We start from the raw sequence: 13,666 nt of genomic DNA on the forward strand, positions 1-13,666 counted from the left end.
TTTCAGGGGGTTATCGCGTCAGGGCGTCTAAGATTCGTGCCCACGAGCGGGTGCCTTTGTGAAAGCTGTTCATGTCGTATTTTTCGTTGGGCGAGTGAATTTGATCGTCATCACATCCAAAGCCAATCAACATCGAATCCATGTTGAGCATATCTTTGAAGAAGCCTGCGATTGGGATTGAACCGCCGCAGCCGACATAGGCCGCAGGATCAGGCCACTCATCGCTGAGGGCGAGGCGGGCCTTCTCAAAGGCAGGATCGGTGATGGACATTTGGGACGCGGAGGAGCCCTTTTCCGTGCGATACTCGACGGTGAACCCCTCGGGCAGCGCGCTTTCCAGATAGGTGCGGAAGGCTGTTCGGATCTTGTCTGGATCCTGCTGACCGACCAAGCGGAAAGACAGTTTGGCGGAGGCTTGAGAGGGCAGGACGGTCTTAAACCCATCCCCGGTATATCCGCCCCAAACACCGTTTACATCGCAGGTTGGGCGCGCCCAGATTTGCTCCAGAGGCGTGCGGTCCTGCTCTCCTGCTGGTGCTTTAAGCCCCACATCGCCCAAATAGCTGGCATGATCAAAATTCAGACCCTGCCATTGCGCACGAATGTCTTCTGGCAACTCTTCGACGCCGTCATAGAAACCCGGCACTGTCACGGCACCGGTGTCATCATGCAGACCTGCGAGGATTTTCGACAGGATGCGGATCGGATTCATCGCAATGCCGCCATACATGCCGGAATGCAGATCGCGGCTTGGCCCTGTGATAGTGAAATCTTCAGCGAGCAATCCGCGCAGCATGGTGGTGATTGCGGGCACTTTGCTCTGAAACAATCCGGTGTCGCAGATCAGGGCAATATCGCAGCTGAGTTCTTCGGCGTTTTCCTGGAGGAAAGGAACGAGGCTGGGGGAGCCTGATTCTTCTTCGCCTTCAAAGAGGAATGTGATCTTGCAGGGCAGGGCGCCATGTTCTGCTTTCCAGGCGCGGCAGGCTTCCACAAAGGTCATCAGTTGGCCTTTGTCATCAGAGGAGCCGCGACCACGGATGACTTTACCCGCAGCGGTGTCTTCCAGTGCCGGATCAAACGGATCGCGGTCCCACAGCTCCAGCGGGTCAACTGGCTGTACGTCATAGTGGCCATAAAACAGGATATGAGGCACGTCGTCTGCTGGGCCATCCACGTGACCAACCACCATTGGATGACCTGTGGTGAGGCGTTTTTCTGCTGCGATTCCGATGCTTTGTAGTTCCTGAACAAGCCAGTCCGCCGCAGCTTCGACATCTTTGTCAAAAGCGGGGTCTGTCGAAATCGATTTGATCCGCATCAGATCAAAGAGACGCTCAACGGCGTCTGGCATATTCTGATCAATGCGGGTGAGTACGGAATCGAGCGACATAAGGTCTCCTTTGGGTGCGACGATTTGCGGGAACCGTAACACTGACATTTGAAGTGTCCAGACTCGTGCTTTTCGGTATTGATCGATATCAATGTAGGACGGACTGACCATTTGGTAGCCATTGCCCAACGCGCAACAGAAGACTAAAAGAGCTCGGATACTTTTTGAAAGTGTCGCGACGCCAGGTCGCTCAGACCGGGAAGAAGGAAAGCCACTGTGGACTATACTGCAAAGCTAGATGACGCACTCGATCGTTTGCACGAAGAGGGGCGCTACCGGACGTTTATCGACATTGAGCGCACGCAGGGGCACTTTCCACACGCAACTTGGACCCGTCCTGACGGCACGCAGCGCCCCATTACGGTTTGGTGTGGCAATGACTATCTTGGCATGGGGCAGCATCCGGTTGTTCTGGAAGCCATGCATGAAGCTGTGGATGCGACCGGTGCAGGGTCTGGTGGAACGCGGAATATCTCGGGGACGACCATTTATCATAAGCGGCTTGAGGCGGAGTTGGCGGATCTGCATGGGAAAGAATCAGCCCTGCTTTTCACCAGCGCCTATATCGCAAATGATGCAACTTTAAGTACTTTGCCAAAACTCTTCCCCGGATTGATCATCTATTCGGATGCGCTCAACCACGCCTCTATGATTGAAGGCGTGCGCCGCAATGGTGGGGCAAAGCGCATTTTCAAGCACAATGATGTGGCCCATCTGCGCAGCCTGCTTGAGGCGGATGATCCGGCGGCACCGAAACTGATTGCCTTTGAATCTGTATACTCCATGGATGGTGATTTCGGGCCGATTGAAGAGATCTGCGATCTGGCGGATGAATTTGGTGCGCTGACCTATATTGATGAGGTGCATGCGGTGGGCATGTATGGCCCGCGCGGTGGTGGCGTGACAGAGCGTGATAACCTCGCGCACCGCATTGACATCATCAACGGCACCTTGGCCAAAGCCTATGGTGTGATGGGGGGCTATATCGCCGCATCTGAGAAAATGTGTGATGCTGTAAGGTCTTATGCGCCCGGCTTCATCTTTACAACCTCCTTGCCGCCAGCGGTTGCGGCCGGTGCGGCGGCCTCTGTTGCGCATCTGAAAACCGATCAGGCCCTGCGCGAACGTCATCAGACACAGGCGCAAATTCTGAAACTGCGACTGAAGGGGCTTGGCCTGCCGATCATTGATCATGGCAGCCATATCGTGCCGGTGATTGTCGGAAATCCAGTGCACACCAAAGTGCTTTCGGACCATCTTCTGGAAGATTACGGCATCTATGTTCAGCCGATCAATTTCCCGACAGTCCCACGCGGCACAGAGCGTCTGCGCTTCACGCCGTCGCCAGTTCACGGACCTCGTGAGATGGACGCACTTGTGAAGGCAATTGATGCGCTGTGGAGCCATTGTGCGCTGAATCGTGCCGATCTGGCGGGCTAGCTCTCGTTAAGGTTATCGAATCCCCTAGATATGGTATAGTTCTCCCTAACAAGGACTGGTTCGAATCGGGGATGACGAAGAACCGGCAGGGCGACATGGGGCAAGTGAGATGATCGGGCGCAAATCCAAGCGCGATACCATTGAGGTAGATGAAGGCCCGAAAGGGTATGATGACTTCACCATAAGTCTCGGCGATATGATGCGCGGTGAACGCGCCACCCTTGGCAAATCTCTATTGGATGTGCAGCGTGAATTGCGCATCCGTGCGAGCTACGTCTCTGCCATTGAAAACTGTGATCCCTCCGCCTTTGAAACCCCCGGATTCATCGCAGGCTATGTGCGGTCTTACGCCCGTTATCTGGGCATGGACCCGGATCTGGCTTTTGAGATCTTCTGTAAAGAGAGCGGTTTCAGCACGGCTCACGGCATGTCCGCCGAAGCGTCTGGAACGCGCAAGACCGAGCGGGTCGCGCCGGTGGCAAGCAACGCCGATCCATTTTCATCGGCCAATGCGCCGTTCACCCCCATTCAGGAATCCCTGTTGTCGCGCATTGAGATGCGGGCGGTTGGATCCTCGCTTGTGCTTGTGGCACTGATCGGGGCGATTGGGTATGGCGGCTGGTCTGTTCTCAATGAAATTCAACGTGTTACCCTTGCTCCTGTAGATCAGACACCGGTTGTCTTGAGTGATCTGGATCCGGTTGAAAGCGCCACCACACGCGCTGATGACACAGAGAGCGAAGCCGTTGCTGTGACCGCAGCAGGGGCGGGCCTTTTTGCCCCTGCGGAGGCGCTTGATCGTCTGTATCGTCCGCAGGCGCTGGACGTGCCTGTGCTGGTGGCGCGCGATGCTCCGATCTCCCAACTGAACCCGGACAACATTGGTGTTTTCACGCCGCAGATTCCTGACGTTGTGGCGCTGGCCCCGACAGAGGATAAGCTGCCGGTGCCCAAAGTCGTAGAAGATGACGCGCCTGAGTTGGTTGTCATGGCAGTGCGTCCGGCCTGGGTGCGCGTGCGCGCGGCTGATGGCTCGGTCTTGCTTGAGAAAATCCTTGATGCGGGTGAGGAATACGTCCTGCCTGCGACGGAAGAGGTGCCGACCCTGCGGGCGGGCATGTCCGGCTCTGTCTATTTCAAGGTGAATGGCGAGCTGTATGGGCCGGCGGGTGAGGGGACGAGCACCGTGAGAGATCTGGCGCTGGCCAGTGACATGGTGAAAGAGAATTTTGCTGTCGCCAACCTTGATGATGATCCGGAGCTGGCACGCATTGTCGCGCTTGCGGCGGCGGCATCGGTGGTCACGGCGGAAGAGTGATCTAACTTCCAGTCTGGACAATGGCTTGTGGTCGCCTTTCTATCCTGTAGGGGAGGCCTCTTGCGTTGTTGCGTGTTGAGCTGCCGAGGCGCTTGACACAAAAAAACGATGCGCAGCTGTCTCTGGGGTAATGATCTCAGATGGGCCAAATTTCACATCTTTATGGCGTCTGTAATCCGTCGGTATTGCGGAGGTGCAAAATCACGGCTCTTGCGGGTTATCGCAACGTACGTTGCGCGCGCCAACCCCAACAAAAAGACCGCGGCAGTGTTGGTGCCGCGGTCTGGGTTTACTGTGTCTGCATGGCGGAGAGGTTACCCGCGCTTTTCTTCCACGATGGCGCGCATGCCTTCCAGCGGGAGGTAGCCCCGCAGCATTTCATCTTCCATCACGAAAGATGGCGTGCCGGTGATGCCCATATCAAGGGCGAGCGCGCGCGTGGTGCGGATTTCCGTGGTCACCTCATGGCTGTTCATATGGGCGAGTAGCGCTTCGGCATCAAAGCCAAGGCCCTTGGACAGTTTGGTCAGGGACTTTGCCGTGACATCGCCACGCATTTTGATCAGGGCGTCATGTGCGAGTTTATAGGACTCCGCCCCCAAGAGCTGTTTGACTGCGATGGCGTAGCGCGCGCTTTGCTCAGACGCTTCGCCCAAAATAGGGTATTCTTTGACGATGAAGCGGATGTTGCCATCTGTTTCGATCAGCTCGGCCACCTCATCATGGGCTTTGCGACAATAGCCGCAGCGATAGTCGATGAACTCCACCAAGGTGATGTCCCCATCCGGGTTGCCGCCTTCCCAGCTGTAACCATCGTTAAAGAGGCGGTCTTTGTTGTCGGCCACAAGCGCGAGATCGTTGTTGGCCTGTTGTGCTTCACGGCGCTGTTCCAGAATGGCGACGGCTTCCATGATCACTTCGGGGTTGTCCAGAAGATAGGCCCGCACCTCGTCGCGAAAGGCGCTGCGCTCATCCGCTGACAGGCTGTCGATGTCAAAGGCGAGGGCGGAGGTGGTGGTGAGGGACAGGACCAGGGCGGCCGGGGCGAAGAAACGCATTATGGGGAACTCCATCATTTTCTCTTTTGAACGCGCTCTGCAGCGCTGACAATGTCTGCGGCCCGGCGCGCGGCGCTGGACCCTTTGGGAAGGCGCGCAAGGGCGCGCCGGGCGTGGATGTCGGCATCGTTGAGCCGGTTGGCCAGCGCATAGCGCTCTGCCGTCGCCAGAGAGGCGAGGCCGTGCTGACCGGTTTGTGCATAGGCGGAGCCAAGATCACGCAGCACCTTGGCATCCCGGAAATCCAGAGAGCGCGCCTTTTCCAGATAGGTGAGCGCCTCTTTGGGGCGGTTGACCGTCAGAAGTGCCCGGCCCAGACCGCCCAGAATGAGCGCGTTGCGTGGCGCCAGATCTGCGGAGGTGCGATAGGCTTTCACCGCGTTTTGAAACTGACGGTTTTCCAGCAGGATCTGCCCTTTGAGTTCATAATAGTAGGCATCCTTGGGGCGCAGCGCGAGGGCCTGATTGATGTGGGAGAGCGCCTTGGCGGCGTTTTGCTGGCGGTGGTAGGCCACCGAAAGGCGCATGTGCCGGATGTCTTCGGTTGTGCTCTCATCGGCGCGCTGGAACGTCCATTTGGTGGGCCGCAGGAAGGCCGTTGCCTTGGAGCGTGCCCGATCATACCAGTAATCCAGTTCCGGCTGTTTGCGGGATTTTCCCCCATAGGCGGTTACGAAGCCCTGCATGGCGCGCAGGCGGTCACGGGTGAGCGGGTGGCTGCGCATGTAGGGATCCTGACGGGAGACATTGAGCAGCTCCTGTCCGGCGAAGATTTGCTGCACCTGCACGGCGCCGATCGGATCAATGCCGGCGGCGGCCATGTAGCGCACGGAGGATTGGTCTGCGGAGGCCTCTTCGGCGCGGGTATGGGCGAGAAATTGCCGCAGGGCAGAATTTTGCGTGCCAAGGGCCACCGCGGCCCCCACGTCACCGCGCCCTGAGGCGGCGGCGGCGGCCAGAGCAAGGGCCAGACCGAGGCCGGAGGCGCTGCGGGCCGAATCAAGATTGGCCATGCGGCGGGTGATGTGCCCATTGGCGATATGGGCGGCTTCGTGGGCGATCACGGATTGCAGCATTTCCGGTGAGGTCATGCGCATGAGCATGCCGGTGTTGATGAAAATATGGCTGTGATCGACCACAAAAGCGTTCAGCCTTTCGTCGTTGACCAGCAGTATTTTAACGCTGTCTCCAAGGCCCGCGGCGTTTAGAATGGGCGCGGCCATCTTGCGCAGGGCATGTTCGATATCGGGGTCACGGGCCAGCGGCACAGCGCTGGCAAAAGGGGCGGAGAGAAACAGAACAAGCGCCGTCAGCAAAGCGACGGCGCGGGCGTGAAAACGGGTGATTGACGGCGCTGCCATTTCGCGGTGAAACCTCATGGTCGACACTAGGGAGCAATTTGATGCGGAACTCAAGACGTGGGGCGGTTGATCCCTTCATTGTGATGGATGTGATGGAAGCGGCGCGCCAGGCGGAAGAGGCGGGGCGTCACATCATCCATATGGAGGTGGGGCAGCCCGGCACGGCGGCACCGGAAGCCGCGCGCAAAGCGCTCACGGAGGCGATGACGCAGGATGCCATGGGCTACACGGTGGCGCTGGGATTGCCAGCGCTGCGGGCGCGGATCGCGCAGCTCTATGGGGAGTGGTACAATGTGGACCTTGATCCGGCGCGGGTGATTGTCACGCCGGGCTCATCAGGGGCGTTTCTGCTGGCGTTTTCGGCGCTGTTTGATGCCGGGGAACGCGTGGCGATTGGGGCACCGGGATATCCGAGCTATCGTCAGATTCTGAAGGCTCTGAGCCTGCAGCCGCTGGATGTGCAGACCGCGCCGCAAAACCGCTTGCAACCGGTGCCTGAGGATCTGCGGGCGCTGGATTTTGAAGGGCTGATGGTGGCCTCACCGGCCAATCCGACCGGCACGATGCTCAACAAGGATGCCATGGGCGCGCTGATTGATCTGTGCCGCGACAAAGAGGCCGCCTTTATCAGCGATGAGATTTACCATGGCATCGAATATGAAGCCAAAGCTGTCACGGCGCTTGAGCTTACCGATGAGTGTTATGTGATCAACAGTTTCTCCAAATATTTCAGCATGACCGGCTGGCGTGTGGGATGGATGGTGGTGCCCGAAGATCACGTGCGCAAGGTGGAGCGGCTGGCACAGAACATGTTCATCTGTGCCCCCCATGCCAGTCAGGTGGCGGCTCTTGCGGCGATGGATTGCCATGACGAGCTGGAGGCGAATATGGCGGTGTATCGCGCCAATCGCACCCTGATGGCGGAAGGGCTGCCCAAGGCGGGTTTCACCAAATTTGCGCCGCCGGATGGGGCGTTTTATTTCTATGTCGATGTGCGTGATTTCACCAATGACAGCCGGACCTTTGCGCGAGAGATCCTGGAAGAGGCGGGCGTGGCGGTGACGCCGGGGCTCGATTTTGACCCGGTGCGGGGCCATCAGACTCTGCGGTTCTCCTATGCGCGCAGCACGCAGGACATGGAGGATGGTCTCGCAAGGTTGCAAAAGTTCATGGCGGCGCGCGGCTTTGTCTGAGGCTTGGGGATAAAAAGAAAGAGAGGGGCCAGCCCCTCCGGCACAGCGGTGCTGTGCCTCCTCCCCGGGATATTTGGGTCAAGAGGAAGCCCTGGGGCGTGGCGGCGCGTGCCGGGGTGATGTAGGCTGGGCAAAAAGCAGGTGAGGCAGCAGGATGCGCAGGGATTTTTTGGCAGGTGTGGTGGCGCTCTGGGCGGCGTGTGGCGCTGTTTTGGGGGCGGAGCAGGCCATTGCGCAACAGTTGGGGGCGCAACAGACAGGGGGGCAACAGGGCGGCGCGCAGCAGGATGCGGCGTTTTCGGCTCTCGCGCGGGTGGAGATCGCCGACAGCGGTCTGTCTGAAGGCTGGCGCGGGGCGGCACAGCTGCGTCTGGCCTTGTCGCAGGGGGTGCCCTGGCGGGTGTTCACGCTGGATGCGCCACGTCGGGTTGTACTGGACTTTCGCGAAGTGGACTGGGGCGCGCTGACGGCAGCGGATCTTGGTGCGGCAGAGGGCATTTCTGCGGTGCGTTTTGGCACCTATCGCCCGGGCTGGAGCCGTATGGTGCTTGATCTGGAAGCAGCCATGACAGTGGAGGCGGCGGAGATGGCCATTGATGAGGGGCGGGGGACGGCGGTTTTGTCGCTCACCCTTGCGCCCGGCAATGCGGCTGATTTTGCCGCCGCTGCGGGCGCGCCTTATGATCCGCGTTGGGATTTGCCCGCGCCTGCGGTGGCGGCGCCAGAAGAAAAGACCGATTGGGCCGCCACCGTGGTGGTGATTGATCCGGGCCATGGCGGTATTGACCCCGGTGCGGAACGGGGCACGGTACAGGAAAAAGACCTGATGCTGTCTTTTGCTCGGGAGCTGCGAGATGTGCTGCGCCGGACCGGAGGGTTTGAGGTCGTTTTGACACGGGATGCGGATGTGTTTGTTTCGCTGGAGGGCCGCGTGGCGATTGCGCACCAGCATCAGGCGGATGTGTTTATCTCGCTGCATGCGGACAGTGTGAGCCAGGGCAATGCCAAAGGTGCAACCTTCTATACGCTGTCAGAGGAGGCCAGCGATGCGGCCTCGGCCCTGCTGGCGGAGCGCCATGATCGAGCGGATATCATTTCGGGTGTGGATCTGTCTGGAGCCGATGATGAGGTGACCGATGTGCTTTTGGATCTGGCGCGTATGGAAACGGAGCCGCGCACCTTCAAGCTGGCGCAGTCTCTGGTGGGGGGATTGAAAGACAGCACAGTCAGATTGAACAGCAAGCCTCTGAGAGAAGGGGCTTTTTCCGTTTTGAAGGCGGCGGATGTGCCCTCTGTTCTTGTGGAGCTTGGGTTTATGTCTTCCAAGCAGGATCTGGCCAATCTCAAAGATCCCGGTTGGCGGGCGGCCATGGCGGCGGGGCTGCGTGATGGGCTTGTGGCCTGGGTTGCGGAAGATAAGGCCACGCGGGCTTTGGTGCGCCAGTGACGCGTGGCATTTTCCTCAAGTTGCAAAGGCGTAGTGCCCGCTAGAAGTCGTCAGGGAGGCTGTCAGGATCCAGCCATCTTGCAATGTTGTCATGCAGTGGCCAGAGGGATGGCGCTGCGCAAGCTGGCTCTTGCGCGTCATTTGGGGTGAAGAAACACCATTCTTCTTCATCACAATGCCAGCATCCCAGTTTTTCACCTTCTATGGTCAAAACATCGCCTGACAGTTCTTTCGTGTGGTAGTTGAGCATAAGTATATTCAGGCGAAGCTGCGCGCCGTCGCTCATCCGCGCGGAAATACGCGCAAACATCTCCTGTGCGTCAGGCAGACTTTTCGATGTATAAGATCCCGCGTCAAAACCATTGTATTTCACGACCACACAGATGGTGCCGTCTTCTGCATTGGAGACCATGTCACAGGTCAAACCGGATTTGGGATATTTCTCATTTAGCATTATTTTTCTCCATTTGGTTGAAAGTGATGATTTTGAATCTCCCTTTCAAGACCTCGGAGCGCGGCGCAAATTCGCCTGCTGTCTCAGAGAGGTGTTTTGACCCCGCCAAGGCCACTCTGTATAGAGGAGCTTTGAGATGCGACTTCAGAAGGCCTCCAGCGTGATACGATTCATTCTCTCGTTCTTTGGGACCATTTTCACCTTTGTGACCATGGGGCTTGCCGTGGTGGCGCTTTCTATTGGGGCGGTGTTCTGGATCTATGGTCAGGAACTGCCCAGCCATGAAAGCCTTGCGCAGTATAAGCCGCCCACGATCAGCCGGATCTACTCGGGTGAGGGCCATATCATTGATGAATTTGCCAAAGAGCGGCGTCTGTTTGTGCCGGCGGATGAAATTCCGGATCTGGTGAAAGAGGCGTTCATCTCGGCGGAAGACAAGAATTTCTATTATCACTCGGGCTTTGATGCGCGCGGGATTGCGGCGGCGGCGGTGGAAGCGGTGCAGTCGCGTGGGGAAAGCGTGCGCGGGGCATCGACCATCACCCAGCAGGTGATGAAGAACTTCCTGCTCTCTGGGGATCGAAAAATTGAGCGTAAGATCAAAGAGATCATCCTTGCGACACGGGTGGAGGACACACTGAGCAAGGAGCAGATCCTGGAGCTGTATCTCAACGAGATTTTCCTTGGTCAGAACTCTTACGGTGTGGCGGCGGCGGCGCAGACCTATTTCAACAAGACCTTGGAACAGCTTGCTCCACATGAGGCGGCCACGCTGGCCTCCATGCCAAAAGCGCCCGGGCGCTTCCATCCGGTGCGCAACAAAGAGCGGGTGCTGGCGCGGCGTAACTTTGTGCTCAAGGAAATGGCGGAGAACGGCTATATCACGCAGGCGACCTATGAGGCGGAAAAAGAGCTGCCTTTGGCGTCGGTGCAGAATGGCGATTATGACAGTTTCAAATCCACCCTGCCGACGCGCGATTATTTCACCGATGAAATCCGCCGCCAGCTGAGCCGCGATTTTGGGGAAGATGAGTTTTTCAGCGGCGGAATGACCGTGCGCTCCACCGAAGATCCGGAGATGCAGGATGTGGCGGCGCGGGCCTTGCGCCGTGCGCTTGAGACATATGACCGTTCGCGCGGTGTATGGCGCGGCACCGGTGAGGTGATTGCGGCGGAGGCTCTGACGGATGAGGTGCGCTGGCGTGCCGCTCTGGCGGATGTGGCCATTCCGAGAGATGTGGATCTTGAGGGGCATTGGTATCCGGCGGTTGTGCTGCAGGTGGGCAGCAATGACGCGCGGATCGGGATTGAAGGCGTTGAGGAGGATGCCGATGGGCATTGGATCACGCCAAAGGATGTGACCTGGGCGCGCAAGCGGCGCGAGGATGGCTCGCTGGCACGGAAGGCGCGTGTGGCGGGGGATCTTGTCTCGGTTGGGGATGTGGTGCTGGTACGTGCCATCACCAATGACGACAGTGGCGATTTTGTGCGCTGGTCCCTGCGGCAGGTGCCGGAGGTGCAGGGCGGCTTTATGGCGATGGACGTGAACAACGGCCGTGTGATCGCCATGCAGGGCGGCTTTAGCTATCAGGATACGGTGTTCAACCGCGCGACACAGGCTAAACGCCAGCCGGGGTCAAGCTTCAAACCCTTCGTTTATGCCTCCGCACTGGACAGTGGCTATAGCCCGGCGACCATCGTGATTGACGCCCCGATTGAGATCAACACGCCCCAAGGTGTGTGGCGCCCTAAGAACTCGACCAATAAATTCTACGGGCCGACGCCGTTGCGGACCGGGATTGAGCAGAGCCGGAACCTGATGACCATCCGTCTGGCGCAGGAGGTCGGCATGGAGACCGTGGCGCGCTATGCGGAGCGTTTTGGGGTCTATGACAGTATGGGCGCGTTTCTGGCGAACTCGCTGGGTGCGGATGAGACCACGCTTTATCAAATCGTGGCGGCCTATGCGATGTTTGCCAATGGCGGGGAGCGCGTGGAGCCCACGCTGGTGGACCGGGTGCAGGACCGCTATGGCAAGACCATCTATCGCCATGATCAGCGTGATTGTACCGATTGTCTGGACCCGAGCATTCCAGAAAGCCGTGGCCCGCGCATTGTGACCAACCGCGAGCGGGTGATGGATGCCATCACCGCCTATCAGCTGACCTCGATGATGGAGGGGGTTGTGACACGCGGGACAGCCAGCAAGCAGATCAACCTGCCTGTGCCTGTGGCCGGAAAAACCGGCACCACCAATGAAGCCAAAGACGTCTGGTTTGTCGGCTTCACCTCCAACATTGTCGCCGGGTGTTACATCGGCCATGACCGTCCGCGCCCGCTGGGGCGGGGTACCTATGGTGGCACCACCTGCGGCCCTGTGTTTCAGGAATTCATGGAAGAGGCTGTGAAGAAATACGGCGGCGGCAAGTTCCGCGTGCCTCCGGGCGGGCGCTTTATCAAGATTGACCGTTTCACGGGGGCCCGTCTGGACAATGATGCCAGCGGCTCCAATGTGGTGGCGGAGTATTTCCGGGATGGGGAAGAGCCCGTGTTTGGCGTGGCCTTTGACGGTGGCTTTGCCATGGGCTCCAACCTGCCGCTGGTGGAAGAGGTCGCCAAATCCCGAGGGCGGGAGGTCACGACCTCATCGGGCGGCACCGGGATTGTCGGACCAAAGGCAGACTTCGGGACGGTCAGCTCGGGCGGGCTTTATTGATTGGTTCAAGGCAGCTCTGTTGCGGAGCCACGTTAAGCGCGTGATCTGATCGCCAATCTGGCGCGACACTGAAACCCTGCGTTCTTATTCGGGCGCAGGGTTTTCCTTTGTGGTGTGCCGGAGTTGCAAACGATGTCCTTAGAAGTTTGCAACGGGGCTTTTTTCAAAGCAGTGTGCAATTGATTGGCACTAAATTTTATATCGAAGTGAGAAGTGAGAAGTGAGAAGTGAGAAGTGAGAAGTGAGAAGTGAGAAGTGAGAAGTGCGAAGTGCGAGTAAGCAATGAGTATTTGGCAGGAAAAGGCGTCTGAGTTAGACGAATTGTATTCTCAAGAACCGGAAATTGCGAGGCGACAGCTCAAAAACCAGGTGCAATTGTTGGTTTTGGAAGGGACGGATCATCGGTTTTTCCCGATCCGGCGGTTGGCGGATGGAATGCAGGGCATGCCTATGAACAGCGCGAGGAGTGAGGCAGCGGAGATTATCCGCTACAGAAGCCAACTCGAAGCAGACGGTTTTGTTGCCGTACGACAAGACAGTAAGAGACATGACGCGTTGATGGGGACGTTGTGCGAATTGTTAGGGGAGCAGTTTGCCACCAAGCCGTCACTGTCAAAAAAGACATTTTGGATAAAGGCTGAGACACTCAGAGATGAAGTAGTATTGGCATTCCAGGCGTACGATGAATATGGAACTCCAGAGGGTTTTCGCGATGCGAAAAAGTGGTTTGTTCTTCATCCAGAGACATTCAGGTATTATCCAGCAAAGATAATCTGGGGTCTTACGACCGATGAGAAAGGGCGTGACTTCACCGCGCATCAGGCGCGTGATGCGTTGAGAAAACTTGACTTTCAGTGCGTTGATCGTAGTCGGGATGAGGTTCCTGCCTCGTCGGAGTCTGGGAAGTTTTATGAGGGAGCTGAAACCCTAGCAGTACAGTCTTTACGAGAGCGCAATACAGCGGCGCGCGTGCGGTGTATTGCGTACCATCGGCATATGAACAATGGAAAGCTTGCTTGTGCGGTGTGCGGTTTTGACTTCACAGAAGTTTATGGGGAGCTTGGTGAAGGTTTCATTAATGTTCACCATCTGCACCCGATGTCGGAAGCCAAATCGGAACGTCAAGTTGTACCTGAAAAGGACTTGGTGCCAGTTTGCCCTAACTGCCATGCCATGATCCACCGAGGGGGGATGACCAGAACACTAGATGACATGCGTGAGATCGTGAAAAAAGGGCGCATCGCGTAAATTTGTGCGATTGGTATATGCCTTTGGTTTCAAACCAT

General features: G+C 57.8%; 10 protein-coding genes. 6 read left to right on the forward strand and 4 right to left on the reverse strand.

Annotated features, from left to right (window positions below; translation table 11 throughout):
* Positions 1-10 precede the first annotated feature (10 nt).
* Positions 11-1,393 carry a M20/M25/M40 family metallo-hydrolase gene (locus tag SHM7688_RS11955; RefSeq protein WP_058240158.1) on the reverse strand — a complete coding sequence of 461 codons (1,383 nt, stop codon included), beginning with the start codon at positions 1,391-1,393 and terminating at the stop codon, positions 11-13.
* A 216-nt stretch (positions 1,394-1,609) separates the two neighbouring features.
* On the opposite strand from SHM7688_RS11955, the gene hemA reads away from it, so the two are divergent.
* Both hemA and SHM7688_RS11965 read left to right on the forward strand, forming a co-directional pair.
* The gene (gene hemA, locus SHM7688_RS11960) at positions 1,610-2,833 is read left to right on the forward strand and encodes a 5-aminolevulinate synthase (protein ID WP_058240159.1); all 1,224 of its coding nucleotides are present in this window, start codon (positions 1,610-1,612) and stop codon (positions 2,831-2,833) included.
* A gap of 109 nt (positions 2,834-2,942) precedes the next feature.
* Positions 2,943-4,151: a helix-turn-helix domain-containing protein gene (locus tag SHM7688_RS11965; RefSeq protein WP_058240160.1), complete on the forward strand. Its 1,209-nt coding sequence runs from the start codon at positions 2,943-2,945 to the stop codon at positions 4,149-4,151.
* A 314-nt stretch (positions 4,152-4,465) separates the two neighbouring features.
* On the opposite strand, the gene SHM7688_RS11970 is transcribed toward SHM7688_RS11965, so the two are convergent.
* Positions 4,466-5,209, reverse strand: coding sequence for a DsbA family protein (locus SHM7688_RS11970; protein ID WP_058240253.1), 744 nt, complete (start codon positions 5,207-5,209; stop codon positions 4,466-4,468).
* Positions 5,210-5,223: 14 nt separating this feature from the next.
* Positions 5,224-6,570, reverse strand: a complete 1,347-nt coding sequence (locus SHM7688_RS11975) for a M48 family metalloprotease (protein WP_058240161.1) — start codon at positions 6,568-6,570, stop codon at positions 5,224-5,226.
* Positions 6,571-6,611: 41 nt separating this feature from the next.
* Between SHM7688_RS11975 and SHM7688_RS11980 the strand changes: the two genes are divergently transcribed.
* A complete protein-coding gene (locus SHM7688_RS11980; protein ID WP_058240254.1) occupies positions 6,612-7,763 on the forward strand; it encodes a pyridoxal phosphate-dependent aminotransferase in 1,152 nt (383 codons plus the stop codon).
* 154 nt (positions 7,764-7,917) lie between these two features.
* Positions 7,918-9,210: an N-acetylmuramoyl-L-alanine amidase gene (locus SHM7688_RS11985; RefSeq protein ID WP_083499032.1), complete on the forward strand. Its 1,293-nt coding sequence runs from the start codon at positions 7,918-7,920 to the stop codon at positions 9,208-9,210.
* Positions 9,211-9,250: 40 nt separating this feature from the next.
* On the opposite strand, the gene SHM7688_RS11990 is transcribed toward SHM7688_RS11985, so the two are convergent.
* Positions 9,251-9,664 (reverse strand): hypothetical protein, encoded by a 414-nt coding sequence (locus tag SHM7688_RS11990; RefSeq protein WP_058240162.1) that lies wholly within the window; start codon positions 9,662-9,664, stop codon positions 9,251-9,253.
* Between the two features lie 160 nt (positions 9,665-9,824).
* On the opposite strand from SHM7688_RS11990, the gene SHM7688_RS11995 reads away from it, so the two are divergent.
* Both SHM7688_RS11995 and SHM7688_RS12000 read left to right on the forward strand, forming a co-directional pair.
* Positions 9,825-12,380: a penicillin-binding protein 1A gene (locus SHM7688_RS11995; RefSeq protein ID WP_058240256.1), complete on the forward strand. Its 2,556-nt coding sequence runs from the start codon at positions 9,825-9,827 to the stop codon at positions 12,378-12,380.
* Positions 12,381-12,662: 282 nt separating this feature from the next.
* Positions 12,663-13,628: an HNH endonuclease gene (locus SHM7688_RS12000; RefSeq protein ID WP_058240163.1), complete on the forward strand. Its 966-nt coding sequence runs from the start codon at positions 12,663-12,665 to the stop codon at positions 13,626-13,628.
* The last annotated feature ends 38 nt before the right edge of the window (positions 13,629-13,666 follow it).

Source organism: Shimia marina (genome assembly GCF_001458175.1).
Taxonomy (GTDB): Bacteria; Pseudomonadota; Alphaproteobacteria; order Rhodobacterales; family Rhodobacteraceae; genus Shimia; species Shimia marina.

Coding starts and splice junctions, on each gene's coding strand:
- SHM7688_RS11955 (WP_058240158.1), bottom strand. CDS start 1,393: ATGTCGCTCGATTCCGTACTCACCCGCATTGATCAGAATATGCCAGAC.
- SHM7688_RS11985 (WP_083499032.1), top strand. CDS start 7,918: ATGCGCAGGGATTTTTTGGCAGGTGTGGTGGCGCTCTGGGCGGCGTGT.
- SHM7688_RS11980 (WP_058240254.1), top strand. CDS start 6,612: ATGCGGAACTCAAGACGTGGGGCGGTTGATCCCTTCATTGTGATGGAT.
- SHM7688_RS11970 (WP_058240253.1), bottom strand. CDS start 5,209: ATGCGTTTCTTCGCCCCGGCCGCCCTGGTCCTGTCCCTCACCACCACC.
- SHM7688_RS11965 (WP_058240160.1), top strand. CDS start 2,943: ATGATCGGGCGCAAATCCAAGCGCGATACCATTGAGGTAGATGAAGGC.
- SHM7688_RS11975 (WP_058240161.1), bottom strand. CDS start 6,570: ATGGCAGCGCCGTCAATCACCCGTTTTCACGCCCGCGCCGTCGCTTTG.
- SHM7688_RS11990 (WP_058240162.1), bottom strand. CDS start 9,664: ATGCTAAATGAGAAATATCCCAAATCCGGTTTGACCTGTGACATGGTC.
- SHM7688_RS12000 (WP_058240163.1), top strand. CDS start 12,663: ATGAGTATTTGGCAGGAAAAGGCGTCTGAGTTAGACGAATTGTATTCT.